This window comes from Spirosoma fluminis, assembly GCF_054778895.1.
This window is the reverse complement of record NZ_BAAGZD010000015.1, coordinates 46,028-60,574: the sequence shown is the minus strand read 5'-3', so window position 1 is coordinate 60,574 and position 14,547 is coordinate 46,028. Positions and strand designations below refer to the sequence as shown.

The 14,547-nt window shown below is 48.4% G+C and carries 10 protein-coding genes; 4 read left to right on the top strand and 6 right to left on the bottom strand.

Going from position 1 to position 14,547, the window contains the following annotated elements:
- Positions 1 to 9 precede the first annotated feature (9 nt).
- Both ACYVBJ_RS17745 and glgX read right to left on the bottom strand, forming a co-directional pair.
- Positions 10 to 351: a DUF4870 domain-containing protein gene (locus tag ACYVBJ_RS17745; protein ID WP_460983647.1), complete on the bottom strand. Its 342-nt coding sequence runs from the start codon at positions 349 to 351 to the stop codon at positions 10 to 12.
- Between the two features lie 807 nt (positions 352 to 1,158).
- Positions 1,159 to 3,273, bottom strand: a complete 2,115-nt coding sequence (gene glgX, locus ACYVBJ_RS17740) for a glycogen debranching protein GlgX (RefSeq protein WP_460983646.1) — start codon at positions 3,271 to 3,273, stop codon at positions 1,159 to 1,161.
- A gap of 348 nt (positions 3,274 to 3,621) precedes the next feature.
- On the opposite strand from glgX, the gene ACYVBJ_RS17735 reads away from it, so the two are divergent.
- Complete coding sequence (locus ACYVBJ_RS17735; protein WP_460983645.1) at positions 3,622 to 3,747, top strand: hypothetical protein; 126 nt, start codon at positions 3,622 to 3,624, stop codon at positions 3,745 to 3,747.
- A 95-nt stretch (positions 3,748 to 3,842) separates the two neighbouring features.
- On the opposite strand, the gene ACYVBJ_RS17730 is transcribed toward ACYVBJ_RS17735, so the two are convergent.
- Positions 3,843 to 7,295: a pyruvate carboxylase gene (locus ACYVBJ_RS17730; protein WP_460983644.1), complete on the bottom strand. Its 3,453-nt coding sequence runs from the start codon at positions 7,293 to 7,295 to the stop codon at positions 3,843 to 3,845.
- A gap of 276 nt (positions 7,296 to 7,571) precedes the next feature.
- Positions 7,572 to 8,876, bottom strand: a complete 1,305-nt coding sequence (locus tag ACYVBJ_RS17725; RefSeq protein ID WP_460983643.1) for an APC family permease — start codon at positions 8,874 to 8,876, stop codon at positions 7,572 to 7,574.
- A gap of 42 nt (positions 8,877 to 8,918) precedes the next feature.
- On the opposite strand from ACYVBJ_RS17725, the gene ACYVBJ_RS17720 reads away from it, so the two are divergent.
- Complete coding sequence (locus ACYVBJ_RS17720) at positions 8,919 to 9,581, top strand: DUF1345 domain-containing protein (RefSeq protein WP_460983642.1); 663 nt, start codon at positions 8,919 to 8,921, stop codon at positions 9,579 to 9,581.
- Here ACYVBJ_RS17720 and ACYVBJ_RS17715 read toward each other — a convergent pair.
- A complete protein-coding gene (locus tag ACYVBJ_RS17715) occupies positions 9,578 to 9,748 on the bottom strand; it encodes a hypothetical protein (protein WP_460983641.1) in 171 nt (56 codons plus the stop codon). The two genes, ACYVBJ_RS17720 and ACYVBJ_RS17715, sit on opposite strands and share 4 nt — an antisense overlap.
- Positions 9,749 to 9,854: 106 nt before the next feature.
- Positions 9,855 to 11,090, bottom strand: a complete 1,236-nt coding sequence (locus ACYVBJ_RS17710) for a nucleoside recognition domain-containing protein (protein ID WP_460983640.1) — start codon at positions 11,088 to 11,090, stop codon at positions 9,855 to 9,857.
- 91 nt (positions 11,091 to 11,181) lie between these two features.
- On the opposite strand from ACYVBJ_RS17710, the gene ACYVBJ_RS17705 reads away from it, so the two are divergent.
- Entirely contained in the window at positions 11,182 to 11,847 is a 666-nt protein-coding gene (locus ACYVBJ_RS17705; RefSeq protein WP_460983639.1) for a M15 family metallopeptidase, read from the top strand.
- A 122-nt stretch (positions 11,848 to 11,969) separates the two neighbouring features.
- Positions 11,970 to 13,592: a hypothetical protein gene (locus ACYVBJ_RS17700; RefSeq protein ID WP_460983638.1), complete on the top strand. Its 1,623-nt coding sequence runs from the start codon at positions 11,970 to 11,972 to the stop codon at positions 13,590 to 13,592.
- Positions 13,593 to 14,547: the final 955 nt, after the last annotated feature.

The following is a 14,547-nucleotide window of genomic DNA, read 5'->3' as shown; positions in this document are numbered from 1 at the left end:
ATGACTTTTCTAGTTGATGAACCGTATCGTTACGGGGTAGCGATAGTACTCCCCATTGTTCGCTTTGATTGCTGCGATAATGGTGAACACAATCCACACAGCGCCAACTATCCAGATCAATACAAAGCCGATCAGGATAAACATCAATAGAAACGATATGGCCGCGGCAATGGCCATTGTGATGTTGAAGTTAACGGCCTCTTTGCCGTGGTAATCTACATAGGCCGATTTCCCTTTCTGAATCTGCCAGATTACCAGGGGAAGCACAATACTTCCGATAAGCACAAGTGAACCGGGTAGGGCGCTTAAATGCGTTAACATCGCCCACATCCGTTCGTCGTTCTGACTCATGTATGGAGGTGTTGTTGGCGGGATGGGGGGAGGATTGTCCATAAATCTTTTAAGCTATTTTTATATAAGATAGCTATCGTAAGCATTTGTTCAACAAAAGGTTACCTTAATTTATTTAGTAGAAGGCATGAAGTCGAATAATTGCTCTGAATTAGTTTTCTTACTCTGCTGAAAGTCTACAGATAGACCGGGAAAACGTGAATCCGCAACAAAATGACGAGGCCACCATGGCTACGTTGATTATCGAGCGGTCACAGACGTGTTTCGGCTGACGAATGGGCGGAATAAGTAGAATTAGAGCATGCGTGTAAAACGCAACCGGCGTTCCTGAGCGTTTGTGGGCACCGGTGCCCACAGTTCATATTGAAATACACCTCCTGCTTTCGAAGCAGATGAGCCGGAAAGCAGGAGGTGAACAGAATGTCCTGAGTCTTCTTGTTTGTTGATAAAGTTATCTTTCTCTGTTGGTCAACAAGCTGGTTCTTTCATTGGCGAATTCAGTTTTCAATTCTGGTAAAGTAAATAGCTGCAACCAGGTCCCCAAAGGGCTATCACGACACAAAGCCCATGTTCAGGAGCATAGCTAATCGGGCTGGCAATGAAGTGTTTAAGAAACGTTGTAGTGTAGTCATAAAATCCGCTTAGTGTAAAGAAACTGAATCATACCTATCGGATGGCTATTATTTTTTATAAACCGTAGTAATATGACGCTTACACCTCAATGGAAACTTAGAACTTAGTCAGAAAGTAAGTTTAAATTACTGGTACAGGAAATTGGTGTTGATTGCTCAATTGGTGCTGCTGATTTTAAGGATGAACGCGAAATAGTAAGGAAGAGCGAGCTGGTATCCAATAGATTTTCCCCCCGGGCATCAGATCATCTTGAGGATGAACCTGGCCCGTAGCCGTGTTTACAATGATTTCCCAATGCCCAAAACTTGTTTTGGGCAGATGAAAGGATAGCTCTTCCCAATACGCATTTAACAGCCAAAGGAACACCTCCGGTTGACCGTCGCGCTGGCCGATCAACGTACCATCTTCGCCCTGTTCGTCTACTTTTGAGCCGTCCATTAATAAGCCCATGCATCGGGTGTGTGGGTTATGGAAATCGTCATGACCCATGGGTAAGCCATCGCTCCGCAACCAGACGATCTCATGAGCCTGATAGAATTTACGGCGATGAAGCAGCGGAATCGCTTGCCGAAGCGCAACAAGCTGGTTAGTGAAATCAAACAAAGCTTGTTGTCGTGGACTCCACTCCCAGTTCATCCAACTGATTTCATTATCCTGACAATACGCATTGTTATTGCCTTGTTGAGTGCGACCAAACTCGTCGCCCATCACCAACATGGGTATACCCTGACTTAGTAGTAAGGTCGTTAAAAAGTTACGTTTTTGCCGTTCCCGCAGTTCGATAATACCAGCATCGTCGGTGGGACCTTCTACCCCGTGATTCCAGCTTAAATTATGGTCGTGGCCATCGCGGTTATCTTCACCGTTGGCTTCGTTATGTTTATCATTGTAGCTGACCAGATCGTGGAGGGTAAAGCCATCGTGGGCAGTAACTAAATTAATACTATGGGTTGGTGAGCGTCCATCATTGCCATACAAATCCGGGCTGCCCAGTAACCGATAGGTCATTTCCCTGGCCTTTCCTTCATCGCTTTTCCAAAAGGATCGTACGCAGTCCCGAAATCGTCCGTTCCACTCGGCCCAGCGAACCGGAAAATGGCCAACCTGATAGGCCTGGATGTCCCAGGGTTCGGCAATTAATTTCACCCGGGCCAACACGGGATCCTGAGCGATCGTATCTAAAAAAGACGAAACTCGGCCGGCTTCAGCCTCGTTTCGGGCCAGGGCCGTGGCCAGATCGAACCGGAACCCATCAACGTGCATCTGAGTAACCCAATAGCGTAGACTGTCCATGACCAGTTGCAGCACCCGTGGGTGAGTTAGATCCAGTGTATTGCCCGTGCCTGTGTAATCCATGTAATATTCCGGCTGCGATTCAACCACCCGATAATAAGTGCGGCTGTCAATGCCCCTGAATAGTAAAGTAGGGCCAAACCGGTTGCCCTCGGCTGTATGATTATACACCACATCCAGGATTACTTCTAAACCTGCCTTGTGGAGCGCCTTAACCATCTGTTTGAATTCGGTAACTTGTTCCCCGTGGCTTCCCGACGAGGCATACCCGTTATGAGGAGCAAAAAAACCGATGGTGTTATAGCCCCAGTAGCTTTCGTTCGTAAACTGGTGAACCGGCATCAGCTCGATCGCAGTGACACCTAATGTCTGGAAGTAATTTATTGCTTCGGGGCTAGCCAGGGCTGCGTATGACCCTCTCAGCGAGTGATCAATAGAAGGATGTTGCTGGGTAAATCCTTTTACGTGAAGTTCGTAGACAAGCGATTTGTGAGACGGTATGGTCGGTGGCGCATCGTTCTCCCAATCAAAGGCCTCATCAATAACCACGCTTTTAGGGGCAAATGGACCACTATCCAGTTCGTTGGGAATTAAGTATCGATCCGGGGCTGTGCTTTTGAAATCGTATCCCAGGAATGTATCGTGGTGATTGATCGGAGCATGTATGGCACGTGCGTAGGGATCAAGCAGCAACTTATGGCTATTGAAATAATGACCGTTAGCGGGATCGTGTGGCCCCTCGACCCGGTAGCCGTATAATTGCCCGGGTCCAAGGCCCTCTACATAAATATGCCAGATCATTTCCGTTCGCTCAATCAAGCGGAAGCGGATCACTTCTTCATCGGGTTTATTCGGATTGTACAAACAGAGAAAGACCGCCGTTGCGTTTTCGCTGAAGAGCGCAAAATTGGTTCCCTGTCCATCAAAATGAGCTCCCCGTGGATAATGAAGCCCAGGTTTAGTCTTAAAATTAGTAGCAACTTGGTTCTTGTACATAGTTGATTCGATTGAAACGAGCAACGCTCGACTGGCCTTACAGACCGTCGATCGTCGGCTGGCCAGTAAACTTCCTGTCAGGCCCCACACCAGGCATCCCCTTATTTGGTCAAGCGTATTAGGGATTTATTTAATACTAATTTGTATATAATTCAGTTTGAAGAAAAGTGCTGAGCAAGGCGAACAAATCGGTAAGGCGAATCCTGTTTACTTGAATCAGTGGCACGTATCGTCCTGTGTGGCTGTCTGTTAACTTTAGTTACTTGTTGGCAGAAACTGGCTATCCGTATGTGCCATCTTTAGCGAGTTCGTCTATATTTCTGAGATCAGATTTTCCCATTAAACAGAGTGCAGTTTCAACAGCCTGCCCTGCCTCGCATCCATCGTGAGTTCGAAAAGCGCCCCCGCAACTCTACCAATATGGCGCAGCAGCTTGGGACGTATCAGAGCGTTCCGATTAACCTGCGCATTTGATCCGGCAAAGGAGGAACAAGGCGTGCATCCGCAAAAAAACGATAAGGCCACCGTACACTCAGCAAGGTGGCCTTAAGCAAGTCGATAGGGCTCAATTAAGCGGTTACTTCCACTACGCAGTCGTCCTGCTCTACGACAGTCCCTTCTTTGAGTACAATCTTGGAAACCTTACCCTCTTTTTGAGCCGCTACGATACTTTCCATTTTCATCGCTTCGATCACAAACAACGGCTGGTTCTTTTTCACTACGTCGCCTTCCTTAACCAGAATACGGGTCAATCGGCCTTGCAGCGGAGCGCCCACATCTTCCGGCTTGCTCACTTTCGCGTTCATGGCCTTCTCTACTTTCGAGGATTTGTCGCGGACCTGAACCTGGCGGCTCTGGCCATTCAGCTCGAACGTAATGGTACGCATACCGAACTCATCGGGCTCCGACATGAAGAGCAGACGAACCAGGATGTTTTTACCCTCTTCAATCTGAATCAAAATCTCTTCGTTCTCCTTCAATCCGTAGAAGAAAGCAGGCGTTGGAATCACGCTGACGTCGCCGTATTGCTCGTTTGCCTTGTAGTACTCGTCGTATACCTTCGGGTACATCTGGTACGACAAATAGTCGACGAAGCCGTCGTTAAGGGGGTATTTTTCCTGGAACGTAGCAAAGTCTTTATCGAAGTCAATGGGCTTCAGATGCTCATTCGGGCGACCAGTGATCGGCTGCTCACCTTTCAGCACAATTTGCTGAATATCTTCCGGAAAGCCACCGACGGGTTGACCTAGAATACCTTTCATCAGCTCTTTCACCGACTCAGGAAAAGTTAGCGAATCGCCCCGTTGACGTACGTCGTCAGCCGTTAGGTTATTCGCCGTCATGAAGATCGCCATGTCGCCGACCACTTTCGACGAAGGCGTTACCTTCACAATGTCGCCGAAGAGCTGATTGGCTACTACATAATTCTTTTTCAGCGTTTCAAATTTATCACCCAGTCCGGTTGCAATGGCCTGCGGTTTCAGGTTTGAATACTGACCGCCCGGAATCTCATTTTCGTACACTTCCGCGCTGCCTGCTTTCATGCCCGACTCGAACGGATAGTAATACTCGCGAACGTCTTCCCAGTAGTTCGAATACGCATTCAACGAGTGCAGGTTGATCGGGCACTCGCGCTCATGTCCCTGCATCATGGCGACGACCGAATTGAAATTCGGCTGCGACGTAAGGCCCGATAAGGCACCTAACGCACAGTCAACAATATCGACGTTCGCATCAATGGCTTTCAGGTACGTAGCAGCCTGAATACCCGCTGTATCGTGCGTATGCAGGTGAATCGGAATGCTGACAGCCTGCTTCAGTTCCCGTACTAGTACTTCGGCAGCTAGTGGTTTCAGCAGCCCGGCCATATCTTTAATCGCCAGCAGGTGTGCACCCTCGTCTTCCAGCTTACGGGCCATGTCCAGATAATACTGAAGAGTGTACTTCGTCTGGTTAGGCGCGAGCATGTCGCCTGTATAGCAGATAGCCGCTTCGCAAAGCGCATCGGTACGTTCCCGAACGGCTTTCATGCTGACTTTCATGGCTTCGACCCAGTTCAGGGAATCGAAGATGCGGAAGATGTCGATGCCCGTTTCCCACGACTGCTCCACGAACTTCTCAATCAGGTTGTCGGGGTAAGCCGAGTAGCCAACGGCGTTGGAACCCCGGAACAGCATCTGTAACAGCATGTTCGGCATGGCTTCGCGCAGGGCGGCCAGTCGTTTCCAGGGGCTTTCGTAGAGGAACCGCATTGATACATCGAAGGTAGCGCCCCCCCAGACCTCCATCGAAAATAATTCCGGATGATTCTTGGCAAAACCCTCGGCAACCTTCTGCAAATCCTGCGTCCGCACCCGTGTAGCCAGCAGCGACTGGTGGCCATCACGGAACGTAGTGTCGGTATACAGAACGCATTTCTGATCTTTTACCCACTCCACAAACTTCTCCCGACCCAGCTCTTTCAGCCGGTTGCGGTTGCCGTCGGGATGAGCCCCGTAAATGTCGAAGGGAGGCACAACGGGCGTACGGAATACTTTACTGTCGTCCTTCTTTTTGACTTCAGGATTTCCGTTCACGATCACATCCGAGAGGTAGTTAAGTACCCGTGTCGAGCGGTCCTGAGGCTGGCGTAAATTGAACAGTTCAGGATGGCTTTCGATGAACGAAACGCGGGCTTCCCCACGCTGGAAAATCGGGTGGCTGATCACATTCAGCAGGAAGCCAATGTTGGTCTTGACGCCCCGAATCCGGAATTCAACCAAAGCGCGTGTCAGGCGTTGCGTGGCTCCTTTCAGCGTCCGGCCCCGTGCCGACACCTTCACGATCATGGAGTCGAAATAAGGCGAAATTTTCATGCCCGCGTAGCTGCTTCCTTCGTCTAAGCGGATGCCGAAGCCGGCAGCGTTCCGGTACGCAATGATGGTACCGAAGTCGGGTTTAAAGCCATTGGCGGGGTCTTCGGTCGTGATCCGGCACTGGATCGCATAGCCGTTCAGGGGCACCTCATCTTGATGATTGATGTAAATGCCGTTATCCGAAAGCTTATAGCCCATCGCGATCAGAATCTGCGTCCGCACGATGTCGATACCAGTTACCTCTTCGGTAATGGTGTGCTCAACCTGGATCCGTGGATTGACCTCAATGAAGTAAATCGTCTCGTTTTTATCCACCAGAAACTCAACCGTACCGGCGTTGGAGTAGTTAACCGCGCGGCCGAGCTGTAAGGCGTATTCGTATAGTTTATTCTTGGTTTCCTGACGTAGTCCGAAGGAGGGGGCAACTTCGACAACTTTCTGGAAACGCCGTTGCACCGAGCAATCGCGTTCATACAGGTGAACGATGTTACCGTGCTGATCGCCCAATAACTGCACTTCGATATGCTTGGGATCTTCAATGAATTTTTCAAGAAAGATCGTGTCGTCGCCGAAGGCGTTACGGGCTTCGTTTTTGGCTTCTGTAAACGATTTTTCGAATTGTTCGGCCTCCCGTACCACCCGCATCCCCCGTCCGCCACCGCCAGCGGCAGCCTTTACCATAACCGGAAAACCTATTCGCTGCGCTTCACTAAGGGCAAACTCCGGACTCATGTTTTCCTCCCGAGAATCCGGAATCATCGGAACACCGGCTTTCGTAGCGAGGTTTTTGGCCCGTACTTTATCGCCCAGGGCATCCATGGCTTCGGGTGAAGGACCAACGAAAATGATTCCTTCTTCCCGGCACCGACGCGCCAGTTTAACGTTCTCTGACAGGAACCCGTAACCGGGGTGAATCGCATCGACCTGGTGCCGTTTGGCCAGCAGAACGATGCCCTCTACGTCCAGATAGGGTTTTAGCGGCTCATCATCGCGGCCAATCTGGTAGGCTTCATCGGCCTTGTACCGGTGGAGTGAATAGCGGTCTTCGTACGTGTAGACAGCAACAGTGGTAAGACCCAGCTCGGTGGCGGCCCGCATGATACGGATGGCAATTTCACCCCGGTTGGCCACCAATAAGCGTTTAATCGGGCGGATGTAGTCCTTCATACTTTTCAACAAAAACGGCTTCAGGCTGTATTAGCATCAAATAACAAAGCAAGATTGTTGAAAATTTTGAAAAACGGAGGGATGACGGTATAAACGTTGGATAAGATAGTTTTTTCAAGGAATATTGCAGGAAGCCTTTGCGTTCTTATAAAAGTGATCACAATAGGTATTAAAATGAATTTGCTGCAGAAGGAATGCTAAGTTGTCTATTAATTGATTCTGTGACGAATTACTGACGAGCCGGTGCCATCGCGATCTATTGACTTTCACCTGGCTTTATAGCACTCGCTTCAGGAGGTAATACAACGGCCAGCCACTCAGGAATAAGCCCCAGCCAATAGCCGCAGGCCCCGGATCGCTGATGACTACGTTGGCCGATACCACCAGCAGAAACCCCACAAAGATCAACGGGAGCACGGGATATGCCCATACACGATAACCTTTGTAATCGCTATCCGCACCGGCCCGTCTTCGGAAGACAAATAAAGTGGCAGCTGCGCTGGCCAGCGCCAGACTATCAATCGACATTACGTAGCTGACAATCTTCTCGAACGTACCCAGGAAAAACAGCGACAAAAGCATGATACCCACCAGAAACGTCAGGGCAAACTCCTGAGTTTGCGTGCGGGCATTTACGCGTTTGAAGATGGGCGGCAGAATACCGTCGTCGGCCATCGCGTAATACACACGCGGGAGGGAAAGCAGGCTTGCATTCAGGTAGCCAAGTACAGAAATAAATATGGCGATTGAAAAGATAGTAAAGCCCCAGGGGCCGAATAGGGCCTGCGCCAGATCGGCAGCAATCAACGTAGAGCTACGTAGTCCGCTGAAGCTCAGTTGCCGAAAATATGCGTAGTTTAAGCCAAGATATAAGGCCATAATCAGCAACAGACCACCGATAATACCGCGGGGTGTATTGCGCGTGGGATTCTTGACATCGGCACCAAAGTTTAACACCTGCTGATAACCGCCGTACGTATAAAATACCGCAATCAGACTAACGAAAAAGGCTTTACTGCTGCTCATGGTTGCAGCCGGAGCGGGCGTTGAATCAAGTAAAGTCGGTATTTTAAACAGCCCCAGGCATAACACGGTCATCAGAACAACTTTCAGTCCGCTCAACAGATTCTGCGTGCGCGCTCCCGATCGGATGCCTAACAGGTTGATGCCGTAAAAAAGCAACACCGTAGCAATGGCGGTAGCTTTAATGCCGGTTGAGCCGTGCAGAACTTCTGGCAGGAGCGGGTTTATATATTCTGCGCCAATCAACGCGACGCCTACGTTACCGGCTCCGTACGTAAGCACAATAACCCAGTTCAGCATGAAGGCAAACACGGGGTGAAAAGCCTCTGAAATAAGCTTGTAAAAACCACCCGCCACCGGATAGCGTGAGCCAATCTCGGCAAATGTGAGCGCCCCGCACAAACTCACCAGACCACCGGCTATCCAGGCGGCAAAGAAAATAGTTGGTGTTTCGGCGGATTGAGCAACGATGGTTGGCGTTCGGAAAATGCCGATGCCGATAACCAGGCTGACAACGATCATCGTTAAATCAAAGGCGGAGAGTTTGGGTTGTATCATGCAGACGGATTACTTCGCTTAACTGAAATTTCACTCAAGGATATGCTATCCGGTCTGCTTCGCCAAATTGCCCACTTAGATAGTCACCACCGTCTATTCATCGCACTGACTGTTACGACCGTTGTATTAACCCTTGTGCCCGCTACGTTTAGTGTACCCGCCCGCCTTACTATTGCCTGGGTATCGTACGCGATGACGCTGCTGTCCTTAATGTGGACAACGATTTCTGTCGCGCACCCGCGCGACATACCCCGCCTTTCCCGACTTCAGGATTCGAGCCGTACGTTGATTCTGCTTTTCGTGGTCGCAGCGGCAATCGCCAGCCTGTTTGCCGTAGTGGCTCTGCTTGATGGGGTAGGGAACAATGATCGACTGGAACGTATTACGCTGGCCCTTCTCGCTGTGGCGAATTCCTGGGCGCTGGTCCACTCAGTGTTTACACTTCACTACGCTCACGTATTTTATGGCAATACCACAGAGCCGGACAAGCCGCCGGGCGGTTTAGATTTCCCGCATGAACCGGAACCCGATTATCTTGATTTTGCCTATTTCTCGTTCGTGATTGGCATGACGAGCCAGGTGTCGGACGTAACGATCTGTTCAAAAAGTATGCGCCGGATAGCCCTGGCACACGGTGTATTATCGTTTGGGTTCAACACCCTTGTCATTGCCTTAACCGTCAGTGGGCTATCGGGAGCACTCTAATTAGATCGTCTGGTTTGCTTCTTTGCTTTTTCCTGTTGCTCTTTCTCGTAGGCTTCGCGTTGCCGTTTATCTGAGATTAGATTACGGTACAATCCGTTCAGGACGTAGATATCGTCTACTTCGTCGATAAGCCGGTGAAGTTGTTCGCGGACTTGAGTTATATTCATTCAATGAAAGTCGCTTAAGCGACCAAGATTAGTTCAATGCCTAAACATAGTGCTGATCAGCGGGCCATGCCTGGCTAATTCATAACGAAATTTAGCTGGTTTTTGCTCAGTGAAAGAAGAAATAGCCGAGGGCAATACCGGCAATAACGCCCATCAAGTCTGCGAACAAACCAAACGGAATCGCGTACCGTGAATTTCGAATGCCGACTGAGCCGAAATACAGCGCGACAATGTAAAACGTGGTGTCGGCGGCACCCTGGAACATGCAGGCTAGGCGACCAACGAAGGAGTCAGGGCCAAACTGCTTCATCGCATCAATCATCAACGCCCGCGATCCTGAGCCGCTCAGGGGCCGCATGAGGGCTACGGGTAGCGCATCCGTGAACTCGGTGTTCAGTCCCGTAAAGCTGAACGCGTATTTCAAGCCATCAATAACGTAGTCCATAGCGCCCGAACTACGAAAGGCGCTGATCGCGACCAGCATCCCAACCAGATACGGAATAATGCGGACGGACGTTTCAAACCCGCCCTTAGCACCTTCAATAAAGGCGTCGAAAATGTCAACTTTTTTGCGCATCGCACCCAGCAGAAACGCCACAATGATGAGCATTAGAATGAGGTTGCCCGTTACTTTCGAAATCACCTCGATCTCTTCTTTTGTTTTGGTCGACAGATACCACAATGCCAGGGCAATCAGAGCCGTGATGCCGCCAATCCAGCCGATTACAGTGCCATTAATCAGGTTAATCCGTTGTTTTATCGCCACCGCTACCATGCTGACAACGGTCGCGACGTAGGTTGCAATCAGGCAGGGAATAAAAATATCAGAAGGATCTTTGGCTCCTAGAACGGCCCGCTGCGCCATGATGCTCAGCGGAATAATCGTCAGGCCGGACGTATGCAGCACCAGAAACATAATCTGGGCATTCGACGCTGTTTCTTTTGCCGGGTTTAACTCCTGTAAACTGGCCATTGCTCTCAGCCCGAATGGCGTGGCTGCGTTATCCAGTCCAAGCATGTTCGCCGAAAAATTCATAATCATCTGCCCGTTGGCCGGATGGTCTCGGGGCACTTCAGGAAACAGCTTGTGGAAGAAGGGACCAATGATACGTGCCAGAAAATTAATGGCTCCGGCTTTTTCGCCAATGTTGAGCAGACCCAGAAAAAATGTCATTACGCCTGCCAGAGGCAGAGCAATGTCCATAACGGCAACTTTGGACGAATCGAAGAGTCCCTCGACAATAACTTTAAATATTTCGGTATCGCCAAAAACGATCAATTTAATCAGCGCGACCACGAACGCAATCACAAAAAAAGCAACCCAAATGTAATTTAGTGCCATGCGGTGGGTACAGGTTTATGGGGCAAAGTAGCGCGTTTTGGCGTTATTTGCAATGAACGAACATCAAAGACGTACTATGCCAACCGCTCGAATGCTTCTCCTATTATTGCTCTTTCACGCTTTCGCTCTTTCGCTATTTGCACAAGACAAACTCGAACAGGCCATGGTCGAACAAGGGCTTGTCGACGTGCAAAAAATTGATCCCTCGATTCTAGTGGAACTGAAGTATTCGACTACCGACAACTTCGTGGGTAAGGACGTATATGGCGATTTAACTCGCGCGTATATGCAGCCGATGGCGGCTCGTAAATTGGCCCGTGCCAGCAAATATTTACAGGAAAAGCATCCTGATTTACGGCTGTTGGTGTATGATGCCGCCCGGCCCCGTTCGGCGCAGTGGAAGCTCTGGAATGCCCTACCCAATATGTCGGAAGGTGAACGTCAGAAGTACGTAGCTGACCCACGGAAAGGCTCTATCCATAACTACGGTTGCGCTGTTGACTTAACGGTAGCCACGAAAGACGGCAAGCCGCTCGATATGGGAACCAAATACGACTACTTTGGCGAACTGGCGTATCCGTCTAAAGAAGCCGAGCTGCTCAAAGCCGGTAAGCTCACCAAACAGCAAATTGAGAATCGGCAGATTCTGCGTACGGCCATGCAGCAGGGTGGCTTCAGCCGAATCGAATTTGAGTGGTGGCACTTTAACTCACTCTCTCGGCAGAAGGCCAAAATGGTGTTTCGGATTGTGGAATGACTGTCATTATCTTATGACTAGTGTATGTTGCATGATTAGCCATTCGCTCAGAATAGGCATTATTACTTTGGAAGAGTTTAAAGAATTGCTTTAAAAGAAGCAATTCTTTAAACTCTTTGTGTATGATACGTAAGTTTCTGTATTACTCAGGTTGGATTCTAATAATCTTAGTAACACAATGGTCATGCCGTACAGACCGTGAGACGCTGGTCCGTCCTAATCAGTCTATCTTATCAATTGACGAGGCTCGTCATTGGTTTGAGGGCAAAAATGCTGGTGCCAGAACTGCTGCTCATGCCCCCGATAACCGTTTAGTATACTGGAAGTACGCCAAAAATGATGTGTTGCCCAACGGAACGCCGGTAGTGGTCGTCCCATTACTATATGGCTATGAAGAGCCGGTTTTCGTAAGTCAAAATGATTTAGAAAACCGTCAAGAAAAATCAAAATCACCAAAATTAAAAGCTACAAAAGCTAACGTTCGTATCCAGAAGAAATTAATGATTAGCAAAGATGGCGAACAATATCGTTCCTGTGTAATGGCTATTTTTCCATCTGAGGATTATCGAAAGAAAAACAACCGTGTTACTAAAGATAACTTTGATGGAACAGTGTTGATATACGACGAAAGCGAACAGTACTATTTGCTTGGGCTAAAATACAAGAACGGTCGGCTAAAGGAGACCCTTAAGCCGAAAAATTTAAGCGGAGGGCGATTAGACCAACCATGTTATAGAGGTATATATCAGCAAAACGCTCCTGCTCATGTAGGAGGAAGTAGTACGCCAAGGTGGGTTCAAACCGCTGAACAGAATAATATTCCTATGAATATAGATTTAGGAGACTATGGGATTAGTGGTGGTAGTTGGCAGCTAGTAGATGTTCAAGAAGTGGATTGTGATACATATACTCCTGTACAATGGCCCATCTTAAACCCTGAGTATGGTACAGTGGATTGGGTAACCGGGGGAGGAGGGTCTAGTGGTCCTGGTCCTAATGACCCCAATATACCAGTTCCTATTGATGAGGGTATGCCCAATGATCTCAATCCAGTTGATGCATTTACATGGGAGATGCAAAACCGAATTGGAACAAAAATTTATTTTGATTATGATGAAATCGAGACAATACGGGACTATCCACAGCTAATGACCAGTATTCGTAATTACGTTCAGTTATATAATCGAAAGCCAGATGGAGGCAATACCTATCAGATGAGTTTCGAAGATCAACAGCGTTACCCAAAGTTTGCGAACTTTATTCGTAATAATGTTCGCGATTATGTAATGAGCAGGCCTAAGATCCTGAATGCTTTAAAGCAGTTCAGCGGATTAAGCGAGCGGAAGATAAAAGCAATTTTAACTTTTGGACAAGGTCCAAAGATTGTTGTTGAGCAGTTGTCTGCACCAGAGTTTTGGGGACAAGATGGATATGAGTATGGTTCATTTGATCCACAAGTTCCAGACGTTGTAAAAATTGATAAATTAACCTTAATTCGTTATGAGGACAATATTCTGTGGCCTGAGTTAGAGGCAGCGTATTTCACATTGCTCGCTCAACTGATAATTCATGAAACCTCTCATTATGGAGCAGCCATGACGCAAACTATTGACTATACGGATGGTGAGAATAGCACTCCAAATGGTGGACCGTACACACACCGTTTTGATATGCAGGCTTTTGGCTATCCCAATAACGGATATGAAGTGATGTTACGCAAATATATTCTTAGAAGAGCGCCATGAGAAGTACTATCTGCTTCAGTCTATTATATCTGGTTATAGCTTCTGGTTGCGCTCAGCAACCAGAAAAATCTTCTGTAAGGACTTTGCCCATGGATAGTAGCTTGGCTGTTATTATGGAAGCGACTAGGTTTCTTTCAGATTCTTGTGTACCTACCTGTTGGCCTCGCGATTTTTCAGAAAAGCCGAGAATGGTTCATTACAAGGCTTATGTGATGCAAAATAGCTCCAACGATTCGATAAAGGGAATGCATCGTCGTATTCGGATTGGGTTGGACTCAACGTTCAATACACTCGTTGATTATGCTAGTAATGTTAAATTGCAACCGATTACCAACGACGACCTTAGTTTACTATCAAATCAACGGGTGGAGGTCAAATTAACAAAAAGTCTGAAAGTACTAAGCGACGACGAACTAGGTTATATTAAGGTGTCGCCCGTCGTCGTCAGTAAGCAGCTTGACAAAGCCGTATTCTTTTATGCACACGTTGGCTCTGGGAGTGCCACCTGGATAACTTGTGCTCGCCGTTTAGAGGGGCGGTGGGTCATAGTGCGTAGGAAGCGTTTTATCATTTCAAACTAAAATGGATGTAGTAGGTAGGCTCTTCTTGTTCATAGCATTAGGTTATCGATCAACCGGACTTTCTCAAGAAGGGTCGTCAGACAAATAGTGGCTTGCTCCGGTGCCCGCACTTTATCTGCTGACCTGACTCTCGTCCCCATAGAAAATATCGATTCTCTCTTCTTGGGCTAAAGCTTCCAAAGGGCAGGGCGTCGCTTGCGAATCCGTTTATATCGTCCACCCTAGCTTTTAAAAAGCGCCGGAAGGTATCGTGTCCGATTAGTTTACCCACTCGGCTTTGGCGGCTTGCAGTCGTTGGCGATTGACTTTGATCGGTTCCAAGGCGGCTTCAGCCGAATCGAATTCGAGTGGTGGCACTTCAACTCGCTCTCTCG

Coding starts and splice junctions, on each gene's coding strand:
- ACYVBJ_RS17715 (WP_460983641.1), bottom strand. CDS start 9,748: ATGAATATAACTCAAGTCCGCGAACAACTTCACCGGCTTATCGACGAA.
- ACYVBJ_RS17700 (WP_460983638.1), top strand. CDS start 11,970: ATGATACGTAAGTTTCTGTATTACTCAGGTTGGATTCTAATAATCTTA.
- ACYVBJ_RS17705 (WP_460983639.1), top strand. CDS start 11,182: ATGCTTCTCCTATTATTGCTCTTTCACGCTTTCGCTCTTTCGCTATTT.
- ACYVBJ_RS17745 (WP_460983647.1), bottom strand. CDS start 351: ATGAGTCAGAACGACGAACGGATGTGGGCGATGTTAACGCATTTAAGC.
- ACYVBJ_RS17725 (WP_460983643.1), bottom strand. CDS start 8,876: ATGATACAACCCAAACTCTCCGCCTTTGATTTAACGATGATCGTTGTC.
- ACYVBJ_RS17720 (WP_460983642.1), top strand. CDS start 8,919: ATGCTATCCGGTCTGCTTCGCCAAATTGCCCACTTAGATAGTCACCAC.
- ACYVBJ_RS17730 (WP_460983644.1), bottom strand. CDS start 7,295: ATGAAGGACTACATCCGCCCGATTAAACGCTTATTGGTGGCCAACCGG.
- glgX (WP_460983646.1), bottom strand. CDS start 3,273: ATGTACAAGAACCAAGTTGCTACTAATTTTAAGACTAAACCTGGGCTT.
- ACYVBJ_RS17710 (WP_460983640.1), bottom strand. CDS start 11,090: ATGGCACTAAATTACATTTGGGTTGCTTTTTTTGTGATTGCGTTCGTG.